General features: G+C 67.0%; 24 protein-coding genes and 1 tRNA gene. 12 read left to right on the forward strand and 13 right to left on the reverse strand.

What is annotated here, in order from left to right; genetic code table 11:
• Positions 1 to 24: 24 nt before the first annotated feature.
• The 5 genes from J2S53_RS19670 to J2S53_RS19690 form a co-directional block, all read right to left on the reverse strand.
• On the reverse strand, positions 25 to 513 hold the full coding sequence (locus tag J2S53_RS19670) for a DUF1203 domain-containing protein (RefSeq protein ID WP_456242229.1): 489 nt from the start codon (positions 511 to 513) through the stop codon (positions 25 to 27).
• A gap of 129 nt (positions 514 to 642) precedes the next feature.
• On the reverse strand, positions 643 to 2,160 hold the full coding sequence (locus tag J2S53_RS19675; RefSeq protein WP_456242230.1) for an acyl-CoA synthetase: 1,518 nt from the start codon (positions 2,158 to 2,160) through the stop codon (positions 643 to 645).
• A gap of 95 nt (positions 2,161 to 2,255) precedes the next feature.
• The gene (locus tag J2S53_RS19680; protein WP_456242231.1) at positions 2,256 to 3,107 is read right to left on the reverse strand and encodes a p-hydroxycinnamoyl CoA hydratase/lyase; all 852 of its coding nucleotides are present in this window, start codon (positions 3,105 to 3,107) and stop codon (positions 2,256 to 2,258) included.
• A 181-nt stretch (positions 3,108 to 3,288) separates the two neighbouring features.
• Positions 3,289 to 3,714, reverse strand: coding sequence for a MarR family winged helix-turn-helix transcriptional regulator (locus tag J2S53_RS19685; protein ID WP_456242838.1), 426 nt, complete (start codon positions 3,712 to 3,714; stop codon positions 3,289 to 3,291).
• A 429-nt stretch (positions 3,715 to 4,143) separates the two neighbouring features.
• A complete protein-coding gene (locus tag J2S53_RS19690; protein WP_456242232.1) occupies positions 4,144 to 4,608 on the reverse strand; it encodes a PPOX class F420-dependent oxidoreductase in 465 nt (154 codons plus the stop codon).
• A gap of 266 nt (positions 4,609 to 4,874) precedes the next feature.
• Between J2S53_RS19690 and J2S53_RS19695 the strand changes: the two genes are divergently transcribed.
• Positions 4,875 to 5,309, forward strand: coding sequence for a VOC family protein (locus J2S53_RS19695; RefSeq protein ID WP_456242233.1), 435 nt, complete (start codon positions 4,875 to 4,877; stop codon positions 5,307 to 5,309).
• 553 nt (positions 5,310 to 5,862) lie between these two features.
• On the opposite strand, the gene J2S53_RS19700 is transcribed toward J2S53_RS19695, so the two are convergent.
• The gene (locus J2S53_RS19700; RefSeq protein ID WP_456242234.1) at positions 5,863 to 7,068 is read right to left on the reverse strand and encodes a hypothetical protein; all 1,206 of its coding nucleotides are present in this window, start codon (positions 7,066 to 7,068) and stop codon (positions 5,863 to 5,865) included.
• Positions 7,069 to 7,559: 491 nt separating this feature from the next.
• On the opposite strand from J2S53_RS19700, the gene J2S53_RS19705 reads away from it, so the two are divergent.
• Positions 7,560 to 7,979, forward strand: coding sequence for a transposase family protein (locus J2S53_RS19705; protein ID WP_456242839.1), 420 nt, complete (start codon positions 7,560 to 7,562; stop codon positions 7,977 to 7,979).
• Positions 7,980 to 8,285: 306 nt separating this feature from the next.
• On the opposite strand, the gene J2S53_RS19710 is transcribed toward J2S53_RS19705, so the two are convergent.
• Positions 8,286 to 8,358: transfer RNA gene (locus J2S53_RS19710), tRNA-Arg, on the reverse strand.
• Positions 8,359 to 8,552: 194 nt separating this feature from the next.
• Between J2S53_RS19710 and J2S53_RS19715 the strand changes: the two genes are divergently transcribed.
• On the forward strand, positions 8,553 to 10,676 hold the full coding sequence (locus J2S53_RS19715) for a tetratricopeptide repeat protein (protein ID WP_456242235.1): 2,124 nt from the start codon (positions 8,553 to 8,555) through the stop codon (positions 10,674 to 10,676).
• A gap of 87 nt (positions 10,677 to 10,763) precedes the next feature.
• Here the strand turns inward: J2S53_RS19715 and J2S53_RS19720 are convergent, their stop codons facing one another.
• From J2S53_RS19720 to bluB, 3 genes are all read right to left on the reverse strand, one after another.
• On the reverse strand, positions 10,764 to 12,101 hold the full coding sequence (locus J2S53_RS19720) for a hypothetical protein (RefSeq protein ID WP_456242236.1): 1,338 nt from the start codon (positions 12,099 to 12,101) through the stop codon (positions 10,764 to 10,766).
• Positions 12,102 to 12,154: 53 nt separating this feature from the next.
• Positions 12,155 to 13,648 carry a diguanylate cyclase gene (locus tag J2S53_RS19725; RefSeq protein WP_456242237.1) on the reverse strand — a complete coding sequence of 498 codons (1,494 nt, stop codon included), beginning with the start codon at positions 13,646 to 13,648 and terminating at the stop codon, positions 12,155 to 12,157.
• A 105-nt stretch (positions 13,649 to 13,753) separates the two neighbouring features.
• A complete protein-coding gene (bluB, locus tag J2S53_RS19730; RefSeq protein WP_092974506.1) occupies positions 13,754 to 14,434 on the reverse strand; it encodes a 5,6-dimethylbenzimidazole synthase in 681 nt (226 codons plus the stop codon).
• Between the two features lie 218 nt (positions 14,435 to 14,652).
• Here bluB and J2S53_RS19735 point away from each other — a divergent pair, with 218 nt between their 5' ends.
• From J2S53_RS19735 to J2S53_RS19765, 7 genes are all read left to right on the forward strand, one after another.
• Complete coding sequence (locus J2S53_RS19735) at positions 14,653 to 15,345, forward strand: response regulator transcription factor (protein ID WP_456242238.1); 693 nt, start codon at positions 14,653 to 14,655, stop codon at positions 15,343 to 15,345.
• Positions 15,342 to 16,805, forward strand: coding sequence for a sensor histidine kinase (locus J2S53_RS19740; protein WP_456242239.1), 1,464 nt, complete (start codon positions 15,342 to 15,344; stop codon positions 16,803 to 16,805). The genes J2S53_RS19735 and J2S53_RS19740 overlap by 4 nt, the downstream gene beginning before the upstream one ends.
• A gap of 310 nt (positions 16,806 to 17,115) precedes the next feature.
• A complete protein-coding gene (locus tag J2S53_RS19745) occupies positions 17,116 to 17,955 on the forward strand; it encodes a DeoR/GlpR family DNA-binding transcription regulator (RefSeq protein WP_456242240.1) in 840 nt (279 codons plus the stop codon).
• Positions 17,952 to 19,049, forward strand: a complete 1,098-nt coding sequence (gene galT / locus J2S53_RS19750; RefSeq protein WP_456242241.1) for a galactose-1-phosphate uridylyltransferase — start codon at positions 17,952 to 17,954, stop codon at positions 19,047 to 19,049. Before J2S53_RS19745 ends, galT begins: the two co-directional genes overlap by 4 nt.
• Before the next feature lie 98 nt (positions 19,050 to 19,147).
• Positions 19,148 to 20,992 carry a trypsin-like peptidase domain-containing protein gene (locus J2S53_RS19755; protein ID WP_456242242.1) on the forward strand — a complete coding sequence of 615 codons (1,845 nt, stop codon included), beginning with the start codon at positions 19,148 to 19,150 and terminating at the stop codon, positions 20,990 to 20,992.
• Between the two features lie 241 nt (positions 20,993 to 21,233).
• The gene (locus J2S53_RS19760; RefSeq protein WP_092629600.1) at positions 21,234 to 21,734 is read left to right on the forward strand and encodes a molybdenum cofactor synthesis domain-containing protein; all 501 of its coding nucleotides are present in this window, start codon (positions 21,234 to 21,236) and stop codon (positions 21,732 to 21,734) included.
• A 171-nt stretch (positions 21,735 to 21,905) separates the two neighbouring features.
• Positions 21,906 to 22,085 (forward strand): hypothetical protein, encoded by a 180-nt coding sequence (locus tag J2S53_RS19765; protein WP_092975099.1) that lies wholly within the window; start codon positions 21,906 to 21,908, stop codon positions 22,083 to 22,085.
• An 81-nt stretch (positions 22,086 to 22,166) separates the two neighbouring features.
• On the opposite strand, the gene J2S53_RS19770 is transcribed toward J2S53_RS19765, so the two are convergent.
• The 3 genes from J2S53_RS19770 to J2S53_RS19780 form a co-directional block, all read right to left on the reverse strand.
• Entirely contained in the window at positions 22,167 to 22,826 is a 660-nt protein-coding gene (locus J2S53_RS19770; RefSeq protein ID WP_456242243.1) for an SAF domain-containing protein, read from the reverse strand.
• 304 nt (positions 22,827 to 23,130) lie between these two features.
• On the reverse strand, positions 23,131 to 23,490 hold the full coding sequence (locus J2S53_RS19775) for an FmdB family zinc ribbon protein (RefSeq protein ID WP_456242244.1): 360 nt from the start codon (positions 23,488 to 23,490) through the stop codon (positions 23,131 to 23,133).
• A gap of 222 nt (positions 23,491 to 23,712) precedes the next feature.
• Positions 23,713 to 24,309: a 5-formyltetrahydrofolate cyclo-ligase gene (locus J2S53_RS19780; RefSeq protein WP_217643357.1), complete on the reverse strand. Its 597-nt coding sequence runs from the start codon at positions 24,307 to 24,309 to the stop codon at positions 23,713 to 23,715.
• A 37-nt stretch (positions 24,310 to 24,346) separates the two neighbouring features.
• On the opposite strand from J2S53_RS19780, the gene J2S53_RS19785 reads away from it, so the two are divergent.
• Positions 24,347 to 25,270, forward strand: coding sequence for a UTP--glucose-1-phosphate uridylyltransferase (locus J2S53_RS19785; protein ID WP_092974524.1), 924 nt, complete (start codon positions 24,347 to 24,349; stop codon positions 25,268 to 25,270).
• A gap of 64 nt (positions 25,271 to 25,334) precedes the next feature.
• A complete protein-coding gene (glp, locus tag J2S53_RS19790) occupies positions 25,335 to 26,558 on the forward strand; it encodes a molybdotransferase-like divisome protein Glp (protein WP_456242245.1) in 1,224 nt (407 codons plus the stop codon).
• The last annotated feature ends 69 nt before the right edge of the window (positions 26,559 to 26,627 follow it).

Here is a 26,627-nt window from a genome sequence, read left to right on the forward strand (position 1 = left end):
AGAAATTGACGCCGACCGTGCGGATCATCGCTCCTCCGGTCGACGGACCTCGAACAGGAAGCACCCGAACTCCACCGCTCTGACGTGCACCAGCGCTGCCCCGGAATCCGCCAGCAATTCGGCCGCGACACTCTCCGAGAACCACGTACGTTCGGGGGAGTCCAGCAAGCGACCACTCAGTATTCGACCGTCCACGTCGTACACGCGCAGCACGCGGCGTTCGCCCCGGAGTTCCTCGGGCCATGTAGCGGATTCCGGTCCGCGACAGGGTTCGGCGTGGATGAATACCGGCCCGATCTCGTCGTACGCACCGGGTACGGCACCGGTGGCGGCAGCCCACCTGTGCAGTGGAGCGTAGGAAACCAGCATGATGCGGTCTCCTCGTCGTGCACGTCGCAGACAACAGCGTAGCGGTGCCCCTTTCCGCTGGGTTTCGGTCAGGAGTTCGGGCGACTGCCCGGAATCGTCGTGCTCACGCAGTTCGGCGAGTACTCCGGTTGCGATGGGACTCACCCGCGGTCCTGTTGCCGTCATGCGTTCATCGTCGCCATCGGGCGTCTCCACTGCCGGCGGGAATCCGTCGTCGTGGTCAGTACCACCCGACGAGCCGGCACACCTCGTTCCCAGGCAATCCGATGGGTTTCAGCCGTCCGCTCGGCGGATCGCCTGCTTGTCCACCTTGCCGGTGGCGCCACGCGGCAGTTCGTCCACGAGATCGATCCGTTTCGGAACCTTGTATCCGCCGAGTCGTCCGGCGAGGAACTCGGCGAGTTGGCCGGTTTCGACGGGGCTCTCGGCGCCGACGACGACCGCCGCCCTGCCCACTTCGCCCCAGACGGGGTCCGGCACCCCGACCACGGCGGCTTCCACGACGGCGGGATGCTCGTGCAACACCGACTCGATCTCCGCCGGATACACGTTCTCCCCGCCGGAGACGAACATGTCCTTGATCCGACCCACGATGCGGTGAACACCGTCCTCGTCGACAGTGGCCAGATCGCCGGAGCGGAACCAGCCGTCCGCGGTGAAGGCGTTCGCGCTCTCCTCGGGGCGTTGCCAGTATCCGTCCACCACATTCGGTCCCGCCACCAGTATCTCGCCAGGCTCGTCGACCGAAGGTGTCGTGCCGTCGATCCGTTCGAGGCGTACGTCGCTGAAGAACGCCGGTTTGCCCGCGCAGCCGATCCGCTCGGCACTCTCGGCGGCGCTCTGCAGCAGCACGCCGGGGGACGCTTCGGTCATGCCGTATCCCTGCATGAGGGGCAGCCCTCGGGCACTGTAGCGGCGGATGAGCTCCGGTGGCACCGGAGCGCCACCGCACAGCAGGAAACGCAGGCTCGACAGGTCCGCCTCCGGCCAGCGCGGAGAACGACTCAACGCGTCGAACATGGTCGGGACTCCGAACGCCAGCGTGACCCGGAACCGCTCGATCAGGTCGAAGGTGGTCTCGACGTCGAATCTTTCCTCCAACACCACCGTTCCGCCCTTGAGCAGCGTGGGCAGACAGGTCATCCCCAGTGCCGCGCTGTGGAACAGCGGAGCGTTGAGCAGGGTGACCTCGGTGCTGCTCATGTCCACGTCGACCAGGACGTTGAGCGCGTTCCAGACGGCGTTGCGGTGGCTCACCCTCGCGCCTTTCGGACGCCCGGTGGTGCCCGAGGTGTAGAGGACGAGCGCCGTTTCCTCGGCAGCGACGGGTTCGTCGCGGAAGTCGTTCGACGCGGCCGAGATCAGGCTCTCGACGTCTTCCCGCGGGGCGTCTTCCTCGGTGGTGGCGATCAGCAGCAGGTCGGGAACACGCTCCCGGAGCGATCGGGCCGTTTCGGTGTGCCGCCGGTCGTACACGAGCACTCCGGCACCGCAGTCGTGCAGTGTGAACGTCAGTTCCGCCTCGGCCAGCCTGGTGTTCAGCGGCACGAATACGGCCCCCAACGTTCCCGCCGCGAACAGCGTTTCCAACAACGCCGGATGGTTCGGGCCAAGATAGGCGATGCGGTCACCCCTGCCCACTCCCCGCTCCTGCAGGCCGTTGGCCAGGGCATGTATCCGCCCGCACAACTCGCGGTAGGTGCGGGTGCGCCCCCGGTGGATCAAGGCCGTCTTGTCCGGTGTGCCGCGGGCGCGTCTGACCGGCCAGGATCCCAGTCCCTGATTGCGCATGTGCGTTCACCTCTCCCGAGCGTGCGACCGTGCACGATCCGACCGGAGTCGTCCGGGTGAACTCCGGTGGACTCGTCGTGTGGCTGGGCTCGTCGTCATGCCTCCTGCTCGTATGAGCCGAGACCCGGCCGGTATGTCTTGTCGTCCAGGAACCGCTTGAGACCTTGCTGCTTGCCCCGCTCGGGATCGTGGCCGGTAGTCGCGTCCAGTTTGGCGTAGAGGTATTCCTCGGCCTGGTCCCAGGAGAGCTGCCGCGCCTTCTTGAACCCGACCTTGGCCGCCCGCAGCACGTGGGTGTTCATCCCCGCGAGCTTGCTCGCCACCTCCACGGTGCGGGTACGCAGCCGCTCGGCGGGAACCGCCTCGTTGACCAGGCGCATTCGTTCCGCGTGGCGACCGTCGAAGGTTTCCCCGGTCATGACGAACCACAGCGCGTCCCTGGCCGGAACGGTTTCGGCCAGCGCGCGCGAGACGAGTCCGCCGGGTGGAATGCCCCAGTTGACCTCCGAAAGGCCGAACGTCGCGTCCTCCGCGGTGATCGCCAGGTCACAGCACACCAGCGGGGTGAACGCGCCGCCGAAGCACCATCCGTTGACCATCGCGATGGTGGGTTTGGCGAAGTGGATCAGACGTCGCCACTGCCATTCGGCGCTCTCGCGGCGGGTCCGGTTCTCCACGTGCGGCGGCGCGTCCTCCACTTCCCGGAAGTACTCCTTGAGGTCCATACCCGCGGACCAGGCCTGGCCGTTTCCGGTCAACACCACCACGCGGACCCGCTCGTCGGCTTCGAGTCGTTCCAGTGCCCGGGTCATCTCGCGATTGAGCGTCGGGTTCATCGCGTTGCGCTTCTCGGGCCGGTCGAACGAGAGCCAGCCGATCCCGGAGTCGTCGACCTCGACCCCGACGGTTTCGTAGCGGTTCGTGACGGATTCGCTCCTGGTGGACACCGGACACTCCTCACACGAGTGACGGGTTGGGGCCCACTCCCACGGGGCGAGTGCCGGCCCCTACCGAACCAATGACAAAATTAATCAGGTACCCTGATAATGAATAAGTCGTGCGGATGCCGCAAGACTCCACTCGGGGGACCTCGACGCCCGGAGGCGTGGATCCGCCAACCGGGTGGGGTCAGGAGTCGGAACCGGAGGTGTGTCCGGGTTCGTTCCGGTGCCGCACCAGCGGGGTCAGGGCCGCGTAACTCCTGCCGAGGCACTCCCGGAAAACCAGGCGCTCTCCGGGATTCATCGAGTCGAGCACACACCGCTCCAGCGAGTCGATCACAGGCGCGCAGGTGGTGACCAGCTCCCGGCCGCGTGTGGTCAGGCTGATCAGCAGGGCACGGCGGTTGGTCTCGTCCCGCCTGCGTCGCACCAGCTCGTGTCGCTCCAGCCACTGCACCATCTCGTGCATGGTCTGCGGAGTCACGAAGGAGCGTCGTGCCAGTTGGGCGGAGGAGAGCTCGCCGCGCTGTTCCAGCACGGTCAGCGCGGTGTACTGCAGCGTGGTCAGACCGTGTGGACGCAAGGCGTCGTCCATCAGCGCGCGGACGACCATTTCCAGCCGCTTGACCAGGTAAAGCGTCAGCGGCGCCTCGTCGTCCGCCGACTCCGGTTCGCCCGCGTCCTCGACGTAGTCGGTCACGAGGTCATCCTGTCACCCCGTCGTCGTGGTTCGTTCTCGCCTCATCCGTGGGTAGTGCGGAGCTTCGTGTTCACCTGAAATCAGGAATGCTGATATTTACGGCTCGTTGTGGAACGGCTTGTTCGCCTGCCCCGGAGTCATAAGAGTGGTCGGCGCTCGCGAAATCGCGGAGCGCATCGTGCGGCTACCCACGCCATGCGATCCGCGCCTCTTCGACGTGTCCGACTCGCCCGATCGGGGCATTCGATCGGCGCGAACTGCTTACCCGACGAGACCGCAGTTGTGAAACGCCCTCACGTCGTTGCGTCGCCGATTCGGAGATGTAACGTCGCCCGTCGCTGTTCAGGACTCCGCGAGGTGCGGCGGGAAACCACCGGTGGCGATCGGGCCCCAGTCCTCGATCTCGATGCGGATCAGCGACTTGTTCTGCCGGACCATGGCTTCGCGGTACTCGTCCCAGTCCGGGTGTTCCCCGGAGATGCAGCGGAAGTAGTCAACGAGGCCGTCCAGCGCCCCGGGCATGTCCAGTACCCGCGCGCGGCCGTCGACCTGCACGTGCGGTCCGTCCCACTCCTCGGAGAGGACGCAGATCGACACTCGTGGGTCGCGGCGCGCGTTCCTGGCCTTCGCGCGGTCCGGGTAGGTGGAGACCACGATCCGGTCCTGTGGATCGACGCCGCAGGCCACCGGAGACATCTGCGGGCGACCTCCGGCGCGGGTGGTCGACAGCAGACCGCGATGCCGCGGCCGAAGGAATTCCAGCAGTGCTTCCCGTTCGACGTGGTCGGCCGTGGCGATGCGTGGCATGAGTCCAGCATCTCACGCGGGGCGTCTCGCCCCGGACTGTCCTTTCCGGACCGCGCAGGGCTCTGCTACTCGCCTGATCGGACGGGAACGGGTTTTGACGAGATCGCTCGCCTGCTCGTTGTCACGCTGTCGAGGATCAACGGGGCTGGAACATTACTTCGCTGCTACCCGGTCAGCACGTGACCAACTCATGTCACAGGAACGCTCGATCCGCTGCGCTGACATCCGGTCTCGCTGTGACCAGCACACGCCACTAAGCTTGACCGATGGCATCGGTAAGGCAGTTCCAAGTCACTTTCGACTGCGCGGAACCTGAACGCGTCGCTCGTTTCTGGTGCGAGGTGTTGGGGTACGTGGTACCTCCACCACCGGAAGGGTTCGCCACCTGGGAGGATTTCGATCGCTCGCTGCCGCTTGAGCGGCAGGGCTCGGCATTCGCCTGCATCGATCCCTCCGGTACGGGGCCGCGGCTGTTCTTCCAGCGTGTTCCCGAAGGCAAGGTTGTCAAGAATCGAGTGCATCTCGATGTGCGGGTCGGCACCGGGCTCGTGGGGGAAGAGCGTCTCGCCACGCTCGAGGCGGAGTGCGCACGACTGATCGAGCTCGGCGCGACGCGTGTGCGACTGCTGCCCGCCGATGGAAACGACGAGTCGTGCATCGTGATGCAGGACATCGAGGGCAACGAGTTCTGTCTCGACTGAAGCCCCTTCTCGCGGGTGAGCCCGACCACTCGATCGGGGGTTCGGTTGCCCGGCGGGAGGTGCGATGTACTTCGACTGCGAGTGGTGACGAAGTGGGGATCGTTCTTGATCGAGATCCCTGCTTTTCCTGTGCGCTGGGCTGGTGCGCCCTCGGCAGGATTCGAACCTGCGACACCCGTTGTAGGCGAGCTGGCGACCACAGACGGCCACATCGACGGATACGGGAGTTTGGGGCCAATTGGGGTTCTGAGTAGTAGCGGTACGGGATTTGGCGCTAGGCACGGTTTCGGTTGGTGATCGAGGTGTCGACACACAGCTGTGGAGCGGCTGGGACGGCCCCGAGTCCCTGTTCCCGCTGCTGTAACCAGGAAGGAAGCTCGTTACCGGAGGTTCCTGCACTCCTACTGCTCAGACCCCGGAAGGATTGAACGATGCTGCTGGTCAGCAGGCTGATTCAGCTCGCTCCGGATGCCGGTCGAGTGCTGATCTCCGACGCTGTGAGCAGCATCGATACTCGCTGGCGTTTAATCTGTCATGACTGTTCCCCAGATCCTTACTCCGGGCGGAGGGCCATGCCATGCAACTGAGGCGGCCCTTCGAGAAGATCAGACATACCCGGCAGGCTCGTGTGCATGAGGCTCTTTCCGGTGCTCTGGTCGTAGATCCGTAGCTCCGGTTCGTCCCCGTCCGAGGTCTGTGTAATCAGAGCCAAGCGGTCGTCGCGGACGGTCGCGCTGACCTCGCTGTTGCGCGGCACGATCTCGTCTTCGAGAGGGAACTCTTCGACCGTCTTTCCCGTGCCGATGTCGGTCCGCATGAACGCCTGGCGATCGAGCGAAGCCCACAAAAAGCTCTGGCCGTCGTCCGAGAGAACTGTACTGTCGAGGACGGCGAGGCCGTAAGAGCTGTTCGGCCGAACGCTCTCTCCGCTCGCATCAGTGAGTGGCGTCTCGACCACCTCCCCGGTGGAGACGTCCCAGGCTCGAAGGACAACCGGCCGCTCAGGGTTCCCGCTGTCATCGGCAACCGCGGCCAAGTGGTACATCGTCCCCTCTCGACAGGGCGCATCGTGGTTCTGCTGTGCGGAACCCGAGACCGGCGCCATCCCGACGAGTCGCTCGTTCTGGCCGACAGCATCCGCGTCGGGCAAGTCCGATGGGCTGGAATCGTCACCGGAGAGACGAGTCAGCATGAACGACGCCGGCCCATGGGTTCCCCGGGTTTCGAGTCCCTGTTTGGTGGCCACCCGCTCATAGTCTCCGGAGGGCTGGGCCAGACCGTAGATCTCACCGCCGCAGGAGCCGGCTACTTGGTAGTAGCCCTCGACATTCTTCCGGCTCGATGCGCCGTCAGTATGAGTCACCAGCTGCTCGGTATAGCCGACTCCTGTGGTTCCTTCATTGAACAGGCCGATGAAGCCGTCGTCGCCCGTCGGGAACAGCGCGTGCTGTGACGGGGACTTGGGGCTGTCGGTGGTACGCAGTCCCTCATCGGTGAGCTGATAGTCCTGTTCAGTGTCGGAGAAGAACAGGCCGTCCTCCGACCATCCGATCGCCGCGGTATCCATGCCGGAGGTTTCGACGACGTTAGTCTCTCCCGCCTCGCCTACCAGGACGAGGTGTCCCGCGGACGAATCCCCGACGTCCTGTGCCGGAGGGCTGATGTAGGCGGCAGCCCGAACGCCGTCCAAGGTCACATCCTGCGGCTCTTCGACATCCGCCGAAGGACCCAAGCATGCCGACGTGGTCAGCAGGACCATGGCGAGCCCAACCGTTGCGCGTGCAGAAGAGAACGAAGATCGAGTCATGAGGCTCCCGAGATATACGAAGCTGCGGTAGAGCATCATCCGCAATTTCGTGGATGATACCCCACCGCATGGAATGCCTGTTGCCCATTTCCGGGCGAGCTGTGCCAATCAGAGTGTCTGATAAGTGACGGTGAAGAAGCTATCCCGGATGTTTCCTAGGGATACACCGGGTTCACCATTGCTGTCGAGGTCGATACCGGAAGTCGACATATAGGCCGTCCAGGCAAAATGAAGGTTATGCAGGTGTGGTGATTAGTGGGGATAGACACAAGAAGCAACGGTCTTTCCGGTATCATGCTGTTCGACCAAAAACAAGCAGTACGCCAAGGAAAGACCGTTGCGTTACGAGGAAACCACAGGGTTGAGTGAGGACCAGCTATGCTGGTTGGCTGAGCGGATCAGTGGGTTGATTCTATGGGACCCGAGGAACACTGTCGGTGTTCATGGCTCTCGTGGTGACGTTGGAGTTCTGTCGGACGAATCTGACCCAGAAACAATTGGCGGCGTTCCGAAATACGAGCCAGTCGACGATTTCGCGGGTAGTGCGTCGGATTGAGCCCGTCCTGGCCGACACGTTGGACGAGGCACACGCCACTCTTGAGGAGTTCCACGGACGAGTCGCCCTCGTGGATGGTGTACTCATCCCCACTGGGAATCGTCGTGACCAGAAAAAACTGTATTCCGGAAAGCATCGACGCTACGGCGTTCGTCTGCAACTGAGCACCGGTCTTCGAGGGAAACTTCTCGCGTGTTCGGAGATATTTCCCGGGGGTTCCCATGACTTCACGGTGTTCCGGAGCTCATCACTGCACGAGACGCTCAATCATGCCAACACCATCGGGGATCTCGGTTGTCTGGGATAATGCTATCACTGAGGTGATCTCAATGGTATGAGTGGCTTGCCTTCGTTTGCTCTGAGGGGTCCAGCTGGGTGGCTACGTCGCGGGCGCGGTTGCTCGCCCGTAGGAACTGGCCGTGTGAGGGCGTCCGTAGCGGGACCGGGCTTCGCGGGAACAGGTTCCCAACCGGCCACGGTGCCAGGTCGAACCGGTGTGATCGGTGAGTTTCTTCGGCGGCCAGAGCCCTGGCCGACCTGCACGGGAAGACTGAGCAAAAGTGGGGGCCGATCTTGGTCGAGATCCCTGCTTTTCCTGTGCGCTGGGCTGGTGCGCCCTCGGCAGGATTCGAACCTGCGACACCCGCTTTAGGAGAGCGGTGCTCTATCCCCTGAGCTACGAGGGCCTGTTCGGTTGTCAGCCGGGTCGGTACGTGCCGATCCGCACCAAAGGATACCGGCCCGGTGGGTGTCCTCGACACCGGCCCCGGTAGTGGTTGTGCTCCGGGCGAACGGCACCCGCCGCTGATCTTTTCGGAACGGCGCACGCGTATGGTCGACTTGCCGCTACCGTGTGCGATAGGACGGCACTGGGGTGACCATGACGAACGAGTACCACGGCGACGCCCGCAGCGTGACGCAGGCCGGGCGGGTCGATCGTTTCGAGCAGCACCTGCACTTCCACGGAACCGACGCTCGCCCTCCCGAACGCCCGATGAGCATCCCGGCCGAGCCGACACTGCTCGTCGACCGGCGGGACGAGCACCGCACGCTGTACAGCGTCCTTGAACGCTCCTCCGCGGCGAACGACTCGTCCGACTCCGGATCAGGGGCTCTCCTGATCGCGCTGTGCGGTCTCAGCGGTATCGGCAAGAGTACGCTCGCGCGGAGTTTCGCCTGGCAGGTGCACGAGCGTTTCGAGGACGGCTTCTGCTACACCGACTGGCACGGCCACCCGGTATCCGGCTCCGCCGAGCTGGCGCGCTCGTGCCTGCGCAAGCTGGGTACGGCCGAACACGAGCTACCCGCCGCTGACCGGGACGCGTTGCAGCTGCTGCGTGACCGCACCCGTGGCCGCAGGATGGGGTTCGTCTTCGACGGACTGGTGCACCCGCGACAGCTGCTCGACCTGCGGCTCGCGGCCCCGGAGACCATGATCCTGTTCACCAGCCAACACGCTGCCTCGGAGTTCTCCTCCGACGGGGTGAGCTCGATCGACCTCGAACCACTTTCCCGAGACCACGCGATCGAACTGCTCGCGCGAATCACCGGCACGGATCCGGCCGCGACGGACCCGGACGTCGGGCGACTCGTCGAACTCTGCGGCTACACCCCGTTGGCGCTGGAGTTCGTGGGCAGAAAGATCAGGCGACTCAAACACTGGACACCGCGTCGCGCGGCCGACTGGCTCGCCGGTTCCGCCCACCGGGGCGATATGCTGCGTGACAATCCCGAAGTGCGGGACACCCTGGAACTCGCGGTCACCGACCTTCCGGCCGAGCAGGCCGAGCTCTATCGGCTGCTCGGCGCGATTCCCTGCCGCACTTTCGACACCGCCACGGTCGCCGAGCTGCTCGACGCCGACCCCGCCGACGCGGAGGACCTGCTCTACGAACTGCACGCGGCCAATCTGGTGCTCGAGTCAGAGCCGGGGCGCTTCCACCTGCACGATCTGGTAAGGATCCACGCGATCGAACACGCCGAAAAGCTCGGACCGGGGGACTCCGAGCGGGCGCACCACCGCCTGGTCACGCGGTACCGCCGGATGGGCGCCCACGCCGATCGGGCGGTGATGGAACCGAGCAGGTTGCGGGTGGCGGGTGACGAGCACCTGGTGACATCCGAGGAGAACCCCTTCACCAAACCGACCGCGCTGCGCTGGCTGGAGACCGAGTTCGCCAACATCGTCGCGCTGGTCCACCACGCGAGCGGACGCGGCGACCACGAAACCGTGCTCGCGCTCTGTGACGGAGCACTGTGGACACTGCACAACCATCACAAGCACTACGAAGGGACGCTGCGAGCCTTCGAGCTGGCGATCGGGGCGGCCGATGGACGGGACGATCCGTTGGCGGGGGCGAGGATGCGGATCCTGCGCACCAGGCTGCTCATGGAGTGCCGGCGGTTCACCGAGGCGCACGAGCAGGCCCTCGAAGCGCGGGAGAAAGCCGTGAGCACCGGGCATCGCCAAGTGCTCGCCTCGGCCTACGAGTTCCACGGTCGGGTTTACCTGGAGCAGGAGCGCTACGAGCCCGCCCTCGAACTGTTCCGCTCCGCGTGGGAGATCAGCGAGCGACTGGGGAAGCCACGGGGAATGGCCCTGGTGGAGCACTTCGCGGCGCGGGCGCACAGTGGACTCGGAGACCAGCGGAAGGCCCTGGAGTACCTGGAGAGCGCGGCGGCACGGCTGGCGGACTTCCCGAACGACCGGCGCACCTCCGCCAAGGTGAAGCTGACCACCGGAGTCGTCCTGCGGCGCATGGGACGGTACCGGCAGGCCGTCGAGCAACTGGAGCGAGCCGTTGTCGAACTGAGCTCTCACCGCTCCGACGAGGACGACGAGAAGCTGCTGTTCGAGCTGGCCGCGCCGTTCGAGGAGATGGCCGCTTCGCTGCGCGAGATCGGTGAGCGGGACCGGGCCGAGAAGTGCCTGCGGGAGGCCGTCGCGATCTACGAACGCGCGGGCAGTCCGAGGGCCGAGAGACTGCGTGCCGGAACGGGGTGATCGGAGGTTCCGTTCTTCTCCGGTGGCGTGTTCCCCGGGCGTGCGGCCACGAGACGAACGGAGCACGCAGCCGCACGTCCGGCCGACTCACTCGGGGACGAACGGATCCACCGGTGGAGCGGTGGCTCGCCACGACGGTTCGGGGAGATCCAGCAGTTCGTAGACGACCCGTCGCAGCTCGCCCGCCGCACGGTCGTGGTTGGCGAAGGTATCGGCTGCCAGTTTCTCGTGTCCGGGAACCGGGGTCGCCGCCGTGATCTGCTCCTTCAGCTCCGCCGTGCCCGTCAGATGGCGGGCCCGTTTCCCGAGTTCGTACCTCGGGGTGTTCGCGATGATCTCCCGAGCTCCGAAACTGCCCAGCAGCAGCCGCTTGCCCAGGGCCGCCGCGTAGAGCCCCAGGGAACCGTGATCGGCGACCACGGTGTCCGCCGCGACCAGGGTGGCCTTCCAGCCCCGCTCCGGCGGTACCAGCACCAGTCCGGCGTCCCTGGCTCGCCGGGTCCACTGTTCGATCTGCCAGGGACCGTGCAGGTCCCAGACGTTCGGGTGCAGCACCAGCGCGATCGTGTGGGTCTCGGCGGGTAGTGCTCCCACCAGTTCCGCCGCAAGCTCGGGGCGGCGGGCGAACAGTGCTCGTTCGCCCCAGGTGGAGGTGAGCACGACGAGCTCACGATCGCCGATGCCCAGCGCGTTCCGGTAACGCTCCCGAGCCGGGAGGCTGGCCCGGAGTCGGTCGAAGCAGGGATCGCCGACCACGCCGGCCCGTTCCCGCAACCGCGGGTTGTGCCGGCCGAGCAGGGACAGCTGGTCCTGGTGCGTCAGGCAGACCGCGGCGGGAACCGGCTCGCCGTCCCGCAGCAGTTGATCGCGGGACAGTCCGGCCACCTCCGAGGTGAATCCGGTCGCGGCGGGGCGGTGCTTGTGGTGGCCCGCCCCGTGCGAGAGCGTGAGCACCGGAATGTCGAGTTCGTGCAGCGCACCGTTGCCGCTGGGGGAGATCGCCAGATCGAACTCCGCGGCGCTCGCCCGCTGCCACGGGACCACGCGCATCCCGGCCCGCCGGAAGTGGTCGGACAGGTCCGTGTCGAACGCCGACCCCTCGGCACGGGTGAACCGGGTCTCCACCCGGAAGTCGTCCGCGAGGACGGGCAGCACGTCACCGAGCCGGTCCAACGCCGTCAGGTTGCGTACGACCCCCAGCACCCGGCGCCGTACCGGAACGGTGCCCCACGGCTCCCGGCTCCCGGCTCCCGGCTCCCGGCTCCCGGCTCCCGGCTCCCGGCTCCCGGCTCCCGGCTCCCGGCTCCCGGCTCCCGGCTCCCGGCTCCCGGCTCCCGGCTCCCGGCTCCATGCCCGGATTGTATCCGACGGCAGCCGGAACGAACCGTTCTCGCCGGAGCGTTCCGGGCCGTCGGTCACGCTCATGAGCTCCGATCCTACCGTCGCGCGACATTCACGGGCGGCGTTCGAACCACGGCTCACTCGGCGGGCAGGGGCTCGCGGCATTCCGGACCGTCGACCTCCACGCGGTTGCGCCCGCCGTGCTTGGCTCGGTAGAGCGCGACGTCGGCAGCCGTGAACAGTTCGTCCAGTCTGGCCGGACCGGCCGCCGCGCCGATGCTCACCGTGGGAGGTTGTTCGACCTCGCCGAGAACCTGCCGCCAGTCGTGTCCGTCCACCGCCGCCCGGATGCGTTCGGCCACGACCGGTCCCGCCGTGCGCGAGTCCCCGGAGTAGGCGGCCAGCACCACCACGAACTCGTCACCCGCCCAGCGGCAGATCAGGTCCTCGGCGCGGCATTCGGCCCGCAGCAGCGACGCCACCTCCCGCAGCGCGGCGTCGCCCATCGAGTGCCCCGCTCCGTCGTTGACGTCCTTGAACCAGTCCACGTCCAGCAGCAGCAACCACGGAATGCCTCCCTGGGAGGCGCTGCGCTCCAGCAGTGCCGGTGCGTAGCGTTCCAGTCCCAACCGGTTGGCCAGTCCGGTGAGCGGGTCGCGCAGCGCCGCTGCCTCGGCCGCATTGGCCTTGCGCTGGGCGTGCACCGCGATGCGGCGTTGTTCGAGTGCCTGACCGAGCCCCTCCTGCAGCACCTGGATGGTTTCGTTGGCCGCACGCACCGCTCGTCGCAGGGCTGTGGCCTCGCCCACGTGGTCGCCGAGGCGTTGGCACATTGACGACAGGTCGGTGGAGATGCGGTTGATCAGCATGGTCTCCCTGATCGTCTCCGCTTGGTACAGGGCACGACTCGCCAAGGTTCTCGCCTGATCCAGCAGGTTCTGCCGCCTGCGCACCTCTGCGAGCGTCCAGTTGGCGATGGACTGCGCGTACATGTCCGAGGCTTCCTCGGCTTCCGCCAGTGCCGAGGTGGCGCGTCGCTGCGCGTCGTCGATCTCCTCCAGCGCCACCAGTACCCGACCGCTGCTGGCCAGCGCACGGCGATGCACCGCCCCCTGTGTTCCCAGCCGGAACACCTCGTCGAACCGCACCAGTGAGTCGGACAGGTAACGTTCCACTGACACACCGGAGACGACCACTCGTGAGGCCAGTGTGGCCCCCTCCCGCAGCAGGCAGTGCGCGAGCGTGGCCGGGTCGCCCACCTCCCGTGCGATCCGCACCGCCCTGCTGAGCAGTTCGAGCGCGGGGGCGCTGTGCCCTTCGAGCAGGTAGCCGAGCATGCTCAGCGCGTGGGCGGTCTCCGCGTCGCGGTGCTTCTCCGCGTCGAGCTCGGTCCAGGCGTCCGCGGCGAGTTCGAGGGCCAGCGAGATCCGGCCCAACCGCCAGGCGAGGATCGCCCGGTTCACGAGTACGATGGGGCGGTTCCACTCACTGCCGACCAGGTTCGGCGCGCTGGCCACCGAATCGTCGAAGGCCGCCTCGCACTGCTCGATCAGGCCGGAGTCGAGCAACAGCCGTACTTGACGGTCTTGCTCGGGTATCCGGCCCGCCAGCAGCGGATCGTCCTGTTCCACGGCGTCCTCGCACTCGCAGATCGCGGCGCTGCGGGTTCTCCCCGAGCCCGCGAGGGTCGGGCACCCGGAGTCTCCGCTTCGACTACCTGCTCTTCGAGCAACAGGCTACCGGGTGAAATCGTGCCGATACTTGCCGTCGTGTACAACATCCTCCAACCGCAGCCTGCTGCGCCAGCCGTGGCGTTCCAGGTCAGGGGTTTCGGCGAGCTCACGAACCGGCCCGACGCACAACCAAGCGACCGGCCGGACGCCCGACGGGATGTCCAGCAGTCTGCGCAGGAATTCCTCCCGGTAGAAGCTTACCCAGCCCACGCCGAGTCCTTCGGCCGTGGCCGCCAGCCACAGGTTCTGGATCGCCAGGCACACCGAGTACAGCCCGGCGTCGGCGATGGCGTGTCTGCCGAGCACGTCCGGTGAACCGCGTTCCGGGTCGTAGGTGACCGCTATACCGAGCGAGGACTCCACGATGCCCTCGACCTTGATCTTGGAGAAGGTCTGGGCGCGTTCCCCGCTGAGCTCGGACGCGAACACGCTTCGTTCCGCCAGCACGTGCTCGCGGAAGGCGCGTCGAGTGGCCTCGTCGCGTACGAGTACGAAGTCCCACGGCTGGGAGAGTCCCACACTCGGGGCGCTGTGCGCGGCACCCAGCACGCGGTACAGCACGTCGGGGTCGAGCGTCTCGCCGGTGAACTCGGAGCGTACGTCGCGCCGACGGTTGATCACGTCGTAGAGGTCGGATACCGGCTGTCGGGATTCGGAGCGGCCGGATCGGTCTGCCGTTGTCATCCCGGCTATCCTGCCGTGCTCGCGAGTGTGATTCCCAGTGCCCCGCGACTGGAATGACTCCGCACACCATCGCCGCTCGCCGTGTCGGTCCGGCGTGCGGTGCCGTGGCCACCGTCGGCGGCACTCCGTTGTGACGCCCGTCATAAAATCCCGACTCGCCGGTGGCGACACCCCCACTTCTCAGTTCTCTCTCAGGGCTTCGGGTAAGACTGGGGGACATGCGCATACTCGTCGTCGATGACGACCGTGCCGTTCGGGAGTCGTTGCGAAGATCTCTCGAATTCAACGGTTACCAGGTGGAACTGGCCTCGGACGGTCAGCAGGCCCTGGACTCGCTCACCGCCGCGCGACCGGACGCGATGGTCCTCGACGTCATGATGCCCAAGGTGGACGGTCTGGAGGTGGCACGCAGACTGCGGGGGACCGGTGACGACCTGCCGATCCTGGTGCTCACCGCGCGCGAGGCTGTTTCGGATCGTGTGGCGGGTCTGGACGCGGGTGCGGACGACTACCTGCCCAAACCCTTCGCGCTGGAGGAACTGCTCGCCCGACTGCGAGCGCTGTTGCGCAGGGCGAGTCCACCGGATCCCGAGGAGGGCATCCCGGAGTCGCTGCGGTTCGCCGACCTGGAGCTGGATCCCGGCACCCGCGAGGTGCGGCGGGGGAGCCGTGCCATCAGCCTGACGCGTACCGAGTTCGCGCTGCTCGAACTGCTCATGGCGCACCCCAAGCAGGTGCTCACTCGCAGCAGGCTGCTGGAGGACGTCTGGGGCTACGATTTCCCGACGACGGGCAACGCCCTGGAGGTCTACGTCGGGTATCTACGCCGTAAGACGGAGGCATCGGGCGAACCGAGGTTGATTCACACCGTCCGCGGTGTCGGCTACGTGCTTCGGGAGAGTCCACCGTGACCACACCGGCCCCGCCACCTTCGGAACTGGCCGGGTCGTCCCCCTCCGAGGGGCAGACCGGCAGATGGCAGCGGGCTTCGCTGCGCAACAGGGTGACCCTGCTGGCCGCCGCCTGCGTGGCGGGGGCCGTCGCGCTGGTCTCGGTCGGCGCTTTTCTGACGGTTCGGGACAGCCTCCACGAACAGGTGGACCAGAACCTGCGGGAACGCGCCAGCCAGGCGGTCTCCGGGCCGCAGGTGCTGGAACCCAACCTGCGTTCGGTTCCCGCCGCCTTCTACGCGGCGGCCAACTTGCGAATCTGTCTGGTCACCGCCGACGGCAAGGCGCTGACCGGACCCGGCAAGGTCCCGCCGTGGGGCCCCGAGGAGTTGGCGGTGGCGCGTGGTCTCACGGAGTCCTCGCTGCGCACCGACGACGCCACCAACAGCAGGGTGGTGGCGCTGCCCGCCGGGAACGACCGTGCCCTGGTCATGTCGCAGTCACTGGCCTCGACCAAGGCCACGTTGGCCCAGCTCAGCGTGGTGCTCGTCGTGATCGGCGGTGCGGGCATCCTGCTCGCCGCCGCCGCGGGGACCGCGGTGGCTCGCACGGCGCTGCGACCGGTGCAACGACTCACCGCGGCCACCGAACGTATCGCTCGGACGGGCGACCTGCGCCCGATTCCGGTGAGCGGCGACGACGAGCTGGCACGGTTGACCACCAGCTTCAACAAGATGCTCGGGGCGCTGGCCGAGTCCCAGGAACAGCAGCGAAGGCTGGTCGCCGATGCCGGGCACGAACTGCGCACCCCGCTGACCTCGTTGCGCACGAACCTCGAACTGCTCATCGCCTCCGACCGGCCGGGCAGTCCTCAGCTGTCCGGCGAGGACCGTGCCGAGATGCTCGGTGACGTGCAGGCGCAGATCACCGAGCTGTCCGCGCTGGTGGGGGATCTCGTTGAGCTGGCTCGGGAGGACGCGCCGAACGCGGTGCACGAGCCGCTCGAACTGGTAGACGTCGTGGAGCGGGCGCTGAGCCGGGCCAGGCGGCGTGCCTCCGAGGTGGAGTTCGATGTTCGGCTGGGGCAGTGGTCGATGCTCGGCGATGCCACCGCGTTGGAACGTGCGGTGCTGAACCTGCTGGACAACGCGGCCAAGTGGAGCCCCGCAGGAGGTATCGTGCGTGTGGAGTGCCGGCAGCTCGACGCGGGATTCGCGGTCTTCGAGGTCGCCGACAGTGGGCCGGGCATCCCGGAGGAGGACCGCAGGCACGTCTTCGAGCGGTTCTACCGTTCCACCGAGGCGAGGCCGTTGCGCGGATCAGGACTGGGACTGGCGATCGTCAAGCAGGTGGCCGAGCGGCACGGCGGAAGCGTGGCCGCGGGCGAGGCGCCGGAGGGCGGAGCGATGATCTCGATGTATCTGCCCGGCCACGCCGATCCCGAACAGGCCGCTCCGCAGCAGCCCGCACGTCCGGTCTGAGGCGGTCCCGCCGTTCCGCCGGGCCGGACGGTTCCGCCGCGCTGCCCGGTGCGGCTCGCGGACGGCGGGAGCACCCGTGAACCCTCCCGCTGCCGGCGGTCCGGTTTCACGGATCGCTGGACGGGCTGTTTCCCACGTCTGCAGCACACCCGGCGGAGTGGTGCTGGCTTTGTGTGGTTTCTATGCCGCTTCGTGTAGGGTATTGTTGGTTTGTGTTTACTTGACGAGTAAAGTTCGCGTGGTTTCGTGATGACTTCGATCGCGACACTCGCGTCGGATTCGCGGCGAACACGGCGGGGTTGGAGTGGTGATGCTGGCACGTCAGCGTCAGGACATGATACTGGACGAAGTTCGTAGAACCGGCGCTGTGCAGGTGAGCGACCTCGTGCAGCGCCTCGGCGTGTCCGATATGACCATCCGCAGGGATCTCGACGCCTTGGCGGCACGCGGGGCGGTCGAGAAGGTCTACGGCGGCGCCACCTCCGTGCTGGACCGCAGCACCGACGAGCCCGGTTTCGAAGCCAAGTCGGTGTACCAACCCGCGGAGAAGGAAGCCATAGCCGAGCGGGCCGCGCGGCTCGTCCGCCCGGGGGCGGCCATCGGGCTCTCGGCGGGCACCACCACTTGGACACTGGCACGGCACCTCGACGACGTCGCCGATCTGACCGTGGTGACCAATTCCGTGCGCATCGCCGATGTGCTCCAACAACGCGGCCGTGCCGACCGCACCGTGATCCTGACCGGTGGGGTGCGTACCCCATCCGACGCGCTCGTCGGTCCGGTGGCCGTGCGCGCGCTGCACTCGCTGCACCTGGATCTGGTCTTCCTGGGGGTGCACGGGATGAGCACCCGCGCCGGTTTCACCACACCCAATCTCGACGAGAGCGAGACCAACCGCGCGCTCGCGCGGGCGGCCAACCGGCTGGTCGTGATAGCGGATCACGCCAAGTGGTCCACGGTCGGTATTTCCACCATCGTCGGCCTCGAGGAGGCCGACGTGCTGATCAGTGATGACGGGTTACCCGAGGAAGCGCGTCGGGTGCTCGGGGAGCGGATCGCGGAGCTGTCGATCGCTCCCGTCTCCGGTGAGCGGGGCGAATCGGCCGATTCCACGTATGAGGACACTATGCGGGCGGAGAGTGAGCAGTGAGGCGAACCGCGCGGCAGCTGGCCGACGGGCGGGAAATCATCTACTTCGACTCGGAGGCCACGGCGCCGGAACGAACCGCCGAGGACCTCCGCGAGCTCGACGGGCCACCCACGGCACCGGAGATGCGGCGTGACCCGTTGACCGGCGAGTGGATCGCCATGGCCGCACATCGGCAGAGCCGCACCTACAAGCCGCCGGCTGATCTTTGCCCGTTGTGTCCCAGCGAGCCGGGCAACCCCAGTGAGATCCCGGAGAGCGACTACGAGGTCGCCGTGTTCGAGAACCGGTTCCCATCGTTCGCGGCGCCCGAGGAACCGCCCGCTTTTTCCGGCCCCGGAGTGCTGGACACGGATCCACTGGTCCGACGGGCTCCGGCCAGTGGCAGGTGTGAGGTCGTGTGTTTCACGTCCGAGCACCGCAGCTCGTTCGCCGCGTTGACCCCACGACACGCACGCACCGTCGTGGACGCCTGGGCCGACCGCACGGCCGAACTCGCCGAGGTGGACGGGGTGGAACAGGTGTTCTGCTTCGAGAACCGGGGCGAGGAGATCGGGGTGACGCTGCATCATCCGCACGGCCAGATCTACGGGTATCCCTTCGTCACCCCCAAGACCGGCCAGCTGCTGCGAAACGCCGAGGAACACCACCGAACCCACGGCAGCCACCTGCTCGGTGACGTGCTCGCCGCCGAGCGTTCCTCCGGGCAACGCGTGATCCGCGAATCCGAGCACTGGACGGTGTTCGTGCCACCGGCCGCCCGTTGGCCCGTGGAGCTCATGGTCGTCCCACACCGTCGGGCTCCCGACCTGGCCGCCCTCACCGCCGAGGAACGCGACGATCTCGCTGAGGTCTATCTCGACGCGCTGCGCAGACTGGACCGTCTCTACGGGAGGCCGCTGCCCTACATCGCGGCATGGCAGCAGGCGCCCGTTCGATTCGGCAGGGAACTGTCCTGGCTGCACCTGAACCTGTTCTCGGTGCTGCGTTCGCCGGACAAGCTCAAATACCTGGCCGGTTCGGAGTCCGGGATGGGAGTCTGGATCAGTGACGTGACCCCGGAACAGGTCGCGGAGCGACTTCGCGAGGTGTCCTGATCGGCCTGCCCGCCCGGACGGGAAGGCGGCACGGATTCATCGTTCGCTTCCAAGCCTGATCTCAGGCGGCTCTCAGCCGGATAGCGCAGAGTGGAGACATGAGCGAAAATCACCCTGGTTCTCCCGACGAAAGTCAGGATCGCCCCGACACACCGACCGAGCACGGTTCACCTCGGCCGGAGTCCGGTGAACAAGGCGTCGCCGGTGCCGCTTCGACGGAACCCGCGGAGTCCGGAGAGGCCCGGGAAAGCTCCGAGGGGCCGCCGCCGGAGTCGACGCAGCGAGTCGACGCCTCCGAAGCCGCACCGGACAGCACCGAGGATTCGACCACGTGGCAACAGGGAGCTTCGCGGTCCGGAACCGACCACCCCACCTCCACCGGTCCCACCACCGGCACGGAAGCCACCGCCTCGTCCGACCCGTCCGAGGCCTCCGAGCAGCGACCGTGGAGCCCGAACTCCGGTACCGAACCCCAACAGCCATACACCCCGCAGCAGTCCCCGCAGCAATCCCAGCAGCCCCACGGGTTGGGCAATCCGCCACAGCAGTACCCGGGGCAGCAGTACTCGGGACAGCAATACACGGGGCAGCAGTACTCGGGCCAGCAGTACTCGGGCCAGCAGTACTCGGGCCAGCAGTACCCGGGCCAGTACTCGACCCAGCCCGGGCAGCCGATGCAGCCGGGACAGTATCCCGGCCAGTACGCGGGTCAGCCCGGTGCTGCCGCGGGTGGCCCGCAGCAGCCGGGACAGTACGGCGCGCAGCAACTGCCACCACAGACCGATCCGCAGTACCCCTACGTGACCCAGCAGTACCCCCAGCCCCCGGTCGAGGAGCCACCGAGATCCGGGAGTGGCGGTGCTCGTGGGCGCCTGCTGGTCGGTATGACCGCGTTAGCCCTGGTGGCCGGTCTCGTGGGAGGCGCTGGGGGCACCTACGCCGTTTACCAGGCCACCGGGGGCAGCGGCGTAGTCACCTCCTTCGACCAGCAGGCACCCTCCTCGGAGAACAGCAGCAGCGCGCCCTCGGGGTCGGTGCAATCCGTCGCCGACACGGTGCTGCCGAGCGTGGTGCAGATCCAGGTGCAGACCAGCAGGGGTACTTCGGGTTCCGGCTCGGGAATCATCATCGGCGAGGACGGATACATCCTCACGAACAATCACGTCGTGGAGGGAGCCTCCCAGGCGGGCGGTGATCTCGTCGCGCGCTTCAACGACGGACAGGTCGGTCAGCTCAACGTGGTCGGTACCGCCCCGTGGTCCGATCTCGCCGTGGTCAAAGCCGATGTCACCGGTCTGACCCCGGCGAAGTTGGGTAACTCGGGAGAGCTGGATATCGGCTCGGGAGTGGTCGCGATCGGATCCCCGTACGGGCTCTCCGGAACCGTGACCAGCGGTATCATCAGTGCCAAGGACCGTCCTGTCCGCGCGGGCGGCCAGAGCGGAACTCAGGCCACGGTGCTCAACGCGCTGCAGACCGACGCCGCGATCAACCCCGGCAACTCGGGTGGGCCGCTCGTCGACATGAACGGCCGGGTGATCGGCATCAACTCCGCCATCTACAGCCCCAGTTCCTCCAGCGAACAGGCCGGATCGGTGGGACTCGGTTTCGCTATCCCGATCGACCACGCCCGCAGGATCGGCAAGCAGCTCATCGAGGACGGATCGGCTGCTCGTACCACGCTCGGTGTGCAGGTGCGGGTCGTCGGAAACGTCAACGGTGGTCTCGTCGTGGAGGTCCCCTCGGGTGGACCGGCGGCCGAGGCCGGTGTCGAGAGCGGTGACGTCATCACCAAGGTGAACGAGCGCACGATCACCAGCGGCGACGAGCTGATCGCGGCCATCCGCTCCTACGCGCCGGGCGATACCGTCACGCTGACCATCACCAACGAGCAGGGTGGCAACAAGCACACGGTCGAAGCGACACTGACCGGCCAGGAGTAGTGAGACCCCCGGCGTTGGTGCCCTGCCCTTGAGTGCCCGGAGCCCTTGAGTGCCCGGAGCCCTTGAGCGCCCGGAGCCATCGAGCACCCGGATGGATCCGAGCACTACGCCTTACCCCCGATGATCAGGAGCAGACATGGACGGTCGATACGGCAGTGTCGTGGATCACCCGCTCCGCGAGGTGAAGACATCGGATCCACTGGATCCGGACGGCGATCCGTCGGCCGCTACGGTGAGCGATATGGAACGCAACGCGCAGCGGTTGGGACGAGCGCTGGTGGTCGTTGTCGACGACCGGGTCGCGCAGAGTGAGCAGGAGGACACCACCGGTCCGTTGGTGACCGAGCTGTTGGAGGAGGCGGGATTCATCGTCGACGGCAGCGTCGCAGTCGCCGGTGAGACCGTGGAAATCAGGAACGCGTTGAACACAGCCGTGATCGGCGGCGTGGACATGGTCATCACCGTCGGCGGCACCGGGGTGTCGCCGCGCGACGTCACGCCGGACGCCACGTCCGGCGTGTTGGATCGACCGGTTCCCGGGATCGCCGAGGCGCTGCGCGCTTCCGGACTGGCGGCGGGAGCCGTCGATGCGGGGGTTTCCCGTGGTCTGGTCGGCGTCTCCGGCAGCACGCTGGTTGTCAACCTGGCCGGTTCGCGCGCGGCCATCCGGGACGGTATGGCCACGCTGACCCCGCTGGTCACGCACGTGATCGAGCAGCTTTCCGGCATCGACGGCATCTGACGGCGGTGCCACGTCGCGGGCGGGTGCGCGGCGAAACAGACCACCACCGGCCGTCACGGCGAACGGAGCACACTCCAGGAGCACCACGAGACCTCCTCGCTGTGGAGCACCGGAGGTGCGCACGGGGACGGCTCCGTGGCGGCGGATGGGAACGAGCGGGACAATGGCGTCGTGAACCAGCAGGAATATCAGGCCGGGCGACAACCGGCTTCACGGCGCCGATCCCGTTCGATCGACGAGATTTTCGGCGATGTACTGCCGGAAACCACGGCGGACGAGCGTGACGGTTCCGAGAACGGGGGCTCGAACTCCTGGTACATCGAGAACAGGCCGCCCCATCACGACTCTTGACCTTTCGGGTGAGGTCGGCGGCTCGTAGTGCGGCCTGCGTCGAAGCCGCGCGGCGATTTCGCGAGAAATCGACGCCGTTATTCAGCGCAGGGTCATCGTCACCGATTCGTGCAGCGCCGCCGCGGCCACGTCGGCGGCGCGACGGCGTTCGAGCCCGACGACCACAAGTGTGTCGCCTTCGGCGTCCCCATCGGAGGGATGAACCGCTACGACGGTCGCTCGCTCGGCCAGTATCCGGGTGTTTCCGGTCCTGCTGCCGACTATGTCCACGTGCAGGCCGGGGTGAAGCAGTTCGGCCACCGCCTCGTCGGCGGGCCGGATCGCGACCGCGGCCTCGGTTTCGCCACCCGTGGTCAGCTCGGTGAGCGGATCGTCCAACAGGCTCAGGTCGGTCAGTGGTTCGCCGCGACGTGCCGCGCGTGCCAGGACCTCGCCGGTGACTCGTTCTCGCTGCCGCAGTGCTCGGTCCGGAACCAGCCGCTCCGGGATCCGGACCCTCGTGACGTCCCGCGGACCGACCCGAGTCCCCGGAGTCAGGTCTCGGGACGCGGTCAGCACCGTCTTCGTTCTCGAAGCGGTCCCGGAGTGCGCGGGCAGTGCGTACCACCCCGCCATCAGCAGCAGCACGGCCGCCAGGGCACGACGGAGCAGCACGATTCGTCTGCCCTGTATCCGCATCGTCTCGCGCAGCCGTTCCCGCGCGCCTCGCCGTAGCTGTCGGTCAGCGGTACTTTCCCGCAATTCGATCTCCCGCTCGGTTCGTGGTGATTCTCGTCACCACGAGTCTGGAGCGGGGCCGGAGGTTCCGAACAAACTCGAACTGATCAGCTGTGGAGCGTCGATCCGGATGTGGACGGCAGCGTGGGTGGCGGAACCGGGCCAGGAAGCCCGTTTCCCCGCGTGTCACCCTGCCGCGAGCCACCGTGCGGCCGAGCCGCGGAACGGATGGGGTTCCGAACCGGGACTGCCGGTGCGGTCTCCGCTGCCCGCCCTTGGCTCGCCCGGGCAGCGGACGTACCTCGGGATTCGCGAGGGAGCGGTTCTGTCAGTTCGTAGCCGCGGAGGTCTGTGTCTGGGCCCCGGAGGAGCTCGATTCCGAGGAACCACCGGAACTCCCACCCGACGACTCGGAACTCCCGGAGCTTCCCGAACCGGAGTTGTCGGAGGAGCCGTTGCCCGAGCCGGAGTTCGTCCCCGCCGAGGCCCCGGACTCGCTCGAGGAGTTCGCCCCGCGGCTGTCGTTGCGGTAGAACCCGCTGCCCTTGAAGACGACACCCACCGCGTTGAACTTCTTCCGTAGCCTGCCCGAGCACTCCGGGCAGTCGGTGAGCGAGTCCTCGCTCAACGACTGGAAGGTCTCAAAATCGTGCCCGCAGGCGGTGCAGGCGTACTGGTAAGTGGGCACGGGTCTCATACCTCCGGAATCGGACGGCGACGCATCGACGCGCCGCGCTCGGTGACACACGCGGTGCCGGTCCCCGGACAACGACATTGGCACTCGAACGGGATGAGTGCCAATACGATAATGCTGCACGGCTGGACACCGACGCAATCGGGGCTGCGTCACAATGCGACGTCGATAATGTCACGCGCCCGAAGGAGCTTCGGGGGGCGCCCGTAACCGAAATCACACCGGTAGGCGGGTGAATCCGGAAGCGGGGGTCACGACTCCGGTGACACGCACGTCGTGTGCCTCGGCGGGCAGTTCCTCGACGAACTCCGAGTCCCGAACCACCGCCGCGAGCTCGGCCGAATCGTCGGCCAGCGGCAACGACCGGTCGTAGAAACCGGCACCCTTGCCCAAGCGTACCCCTCGTCGGTCCACGGCCAGGGCGGGAACCAGCACCGCGCCCGCCTCCGAGATCGCACCCGCTCCCAGGTGGGGCGTGCTCGGTTCCAGCAGTCCGTAGGTCGCACGACGCAGCGAGTCCGGCCCCTCGTAGGCCGCCCACTCCAACGGGTTCCTGCCCGCCATGACGGGCAGCAACACGCGGTGGCCCCGTGCCACGAGGCTGTCGAGCAGTTCCGGTGATCCGGGTTCGGACCCCACCGGTACATAGGCGCAGACGGTTGTGATCCGTGTCTCGGACAACCATTCGATTATCGTCGTTCGCAGCGCACGGTTCTCCTCGGTACGGGTTCGTTCGGTGAGCGCGTCACGTTCCGAACCCAGCCTGCGTCGCCACTGTTCTTTTCGGTTCAGTTCGTCTTCCGAGAGCGTCACGAGACGAAGGGTAGTCAATATCGCTAGGCTCGCGGTCATGAGTAGCCTGACAAGCTCGCAGGCGGCTGCGGCTTTCCGCACCGCGATCGTTCCAGCGGCGGGGCTGGGAACTCGCTTTCTCCCGGCCACGAAATCCGTGCCCAAGGAATTGTTGCCGGTCGTCGACACACCGGGAATCGAACTGGTGGCGGAGGAGGCGGCCGAAGCCGGTGCCGACCGCCTGGTCGTCGTCACCGCTCCGGACAAGAGTTCGGTGGTCGAACACTTCCACCCCCAGCCGGAACTGGAAGCCACTCTCGAGGCCAGGGACAAGCAGCGACTGCTTCGCAAGGTGCGCCGGGCCCCGGAGCTCATCACGGCCGATTCCGCCATTCAGGACAAGGCACTGGGACTCGGGCACGCCGTGGCCTGTGCCGAGCCGAACCTCGGTGCCGACGAGGACGCTGTCGCGGTGCTGCTGCCGGACGATCTGGTCTACCCCGCGAGTGCCGACGAGAGCGGTGTGCTGACCAGGATGTCCGAGGTGCGTTCCCGTCACGGCGGCAGCGTGCTGTGTGCTTTCGACGTGCCGCCCGAGCGAACTTCTTCCTACGGCGTCTTCGACGTTTCCGACACCGAGGAGCCCGATGTCAAACGTGTCCGCGGCATGGTGGAGAAGCCCCAACCCGCCGAGGCCCCATCCAATCTCGCGGCCGCGGGCCGCTATCTGCTCGACCGTCAGGTGTTCGACGCGTTGCGGCGCATCGAACCGGGTGCCGGCGGTGAACTGCAACTGACCGATGCCGTAGCGTTGCTGATCGCCGAGGGGCACCCGGTCCACGTCGTGGTCCATCGCGGGACGCGGCACGATCTGGGAAATCCCGGAGGTTTCCTGAAAGCGGCGGTCGATTTCGCGCTGCGGGACTCCGAGTACGGGACTGACCTGCGAGAGTGGCTGGGCGAACGGTTGAACCGGAGCTGAGCTCCGTACGCCGCTGTCCCGTGCGCGTACCGGTCAACAGTGTCTTCGCCGAAGAGGTCGAGCCATGAGATCAGTGGATGAACAGCTTGCACGGGTACTCGCGGCCGCCGTGCGGCCTTCACCTGTTCGGGTGGCAATAGCGGAGGCACAGGGCTTGTTGTGCGCCGAGGAAGTCGTGGCGGAGCGGGCGTTGCCGGGTGCCGACCAGGCCGCCGTGGACGGTTACGCGGTTCGCAGCGTCGATGTTCGCCACGCCGGTAGTGAACCGGTGGAGCTGCCCGTAGTGGGTGAGGTGACCGCCGGTTCACGACAGCCCCGTCGACTGCAGCCGGGTCAGACGGTTCACGTCACCACCGGTGCCCCGCTGCCGACGCTGGCCGACGCGGTGGTGCCGGTCTCGGAGACGGATCAGCATCCCGCCAAGGTCACGATCTGGCGTTCGGTGCCCTCGGCGGCCTTCGTCCGTCGCGAGGGTGAGGACGTGCGGTCCGGTGACGCCGCGGTCCGGCGGGGCACGGCGATCGGTCCCGCCCAGGTCGGTCTGCTGGCCGCGGTCGGCAGGAGCAAGGTGCTGGTGCATCCCAGACCGCGGATATCGATCATCGCGTTGGGACCGGAACTGGTCGATGTGGACCGTACTCCCGGTGCGGGGCAGGTTTACGACGTGAACTCCTATGCGCTCGCGGCAGCGGCCAGGGACGCCGGTGCCGAGGTGACCAGGGTGGGCATCGTCGATTCCGATCCCAAACGCCTGCGCGAGGTGGTGGAGGGCAGGCTGCTGCTTTCCGAGATCGTGATCATCGCCGGCGGTGCGGGCGGCTCCGCCGCCGAGGAGGTCCGCTCCTGTTTGGCGGAGCTCGGCGAGCTCGACACCACGAGAGTGGCCATGCACCCCGGTTCCACCCAGGGATTCGGACGGCTGGGGCCCGACCGGGTGCCCACCTTCCTGCTCCCCGCCAACCCCGTGAGCGCTCTCGTCGTCTTCGAAGTACTGATAAGGCCGCTGTTGCGCTCGGCGCTGGGCAAGGCGAATCCGCATCGTCGTTCCATAGCAGCGGAGCTGGTATCGCCGGTTTCGTCCACGAAGGGGCGACGCGGTTTCGTGCGGGGCAGACTGCTGCGCGACGCCGAGGGCGGTTCCTACCTGGTGCAGCCGGTGGGCGGCTCCGACGAGCATCTGCTGGCTTCGTTGGCCGAGGCCAACTGCCTGATGATGCTCGACGAGGACGTCACTCAGGCCGTGGCAGGCGAGTGGCTCCGGGTGAGTTTCCTGTCACAGCGGTCCTGAGAACAGTGCTGACGCATCCGCTCGGCGCGGCGGGGTGCTTTCGAGTCAGCGTTTCCAGTGATGGGAGCC

The sequence above is a fragment of the Actinopolyspora lacussalsi genome, assembly GCA_030803735.1.
Lineage (GTDB): Bacteria > Actinomycetota > Actinomycetes > Mycobacteriales > Pseudonocardiaceae > Actinopolyspora > Actinopolyspora lacussalsi.

What these genes read in the sequence shown, in the direction of transcription:
- J2S53_RS19755 (WP_456242242.1), top strand. Translation starts at nt 19,148, where the DNA reads ATGAGCGAAAATCACCCTGGTTCTCCCGACGAAAGTCAGGATCGCCCC.
- J2S53_RS19735 (WP_456242238.1), top strand. Translation starts at nt 14,653, where the DNA reads ATGCGCATACTCGTCGTCGATGACGACCGTGCCGTTCGGGAGTCGTTG.
- J2S53_RS19785 (WP_092974524.1), top strand. Translation starts at nt 24,347, where the DNA reads ATGAGTAGCCTGACAAGCTCGCAGGCGGCTGCGGCTTTCCGCACCGCG.
- bluB (WP_092974506.1), bottom strand. Translation starts at nt 14,434, where the DNA reads ATGACAACGGCAGACCGATCCGGCCGCTCCGAATCCCGACAGCCGGTA.
- J2S53_RS19700 (WP_456242234.1), bottom strand. Translation starts at nt 7,068, where the DNA reads ATGGTCCTGCTGACCACGTCGGCATGCTTGGGTCCTTCGGCGGATGTC.
- J2S53_RS19705 (WP_456242839.1), top strand. Translation starts at nt 7,560, where the DNA reads ATGGCTCTCGTGGTGACGTTGGAGTTCTGTCGGACGAATCTGACCCAG.
- J2S53_RS19675 (WP_456242230.1), bottom strand. Translation starts at nt 2,160, where the DNA reads ATGCGCAATCAGGGACTGGGATCCTGGCCGGTCAGACGCGCCCGCGGC.
- J2S53_RS19720 (WP_456242236.1), bottom strand. Translation starts at nt 12,101, where the DNA reads ATGAGCGTGACCGACGGCCCGGAACGCTCCGGCGAGAACGGTTCGTTC.
- J2S53_RS19760 (WP_092629600.1), top strand. Translation starts at nt 21,234, where the DNA reads ATGGAACGCAACGCGCAGCGGTTGGGACGAGCGCTGGTGGTCGTTGTC.
- J2S53_RS19715 (WP_456242235.1), top strand. Translation starts at nt 8,553, where the DNA reads ATGACGAACGAGTACCACGGCGACGCCCGCAGCGTGACGCAGGCCGGG.
- J2S53_RS19695 (WP_456242233.1), top strand. Translation starts at nt 4,875, where the DNA reads ATGGCATCGGTAAGGCAGTTCCAAGTCACTTTCGACTGCGCGGAACCT.
- glp (WP_456242245.1), top strand. Translation starts at nt 25,335, where the DNA reads ATGAGATCAGTGGATGAACAGCTTGCACGGGTACTCGCGGCCGCCGTG.
- J2S53_RS19685 (WP_456242838.1), bottom strand. Translation starts at nt 3,714, where the DNA reads ATGGTCGTCCGCGCGCTGATGGACGACGCCTTGCGTCCACACGGTCTG.
- J2S53_RS19745 (WP_456242240.1), top strand. Translation starts at nt 17,116, where the DNA reads ATGCTGGCACGTCAGCGTCAGGACATGATACTGGACGAAGTTCGTAGA.
- J2S53_RS19690 (WP_456242232.1), bottom strand. Translation starts at nt 4,608, where the DNA reads ATGCCACGCATCGCCACGGCCGACCACGTCGAACGGGAAGCACTGCTG.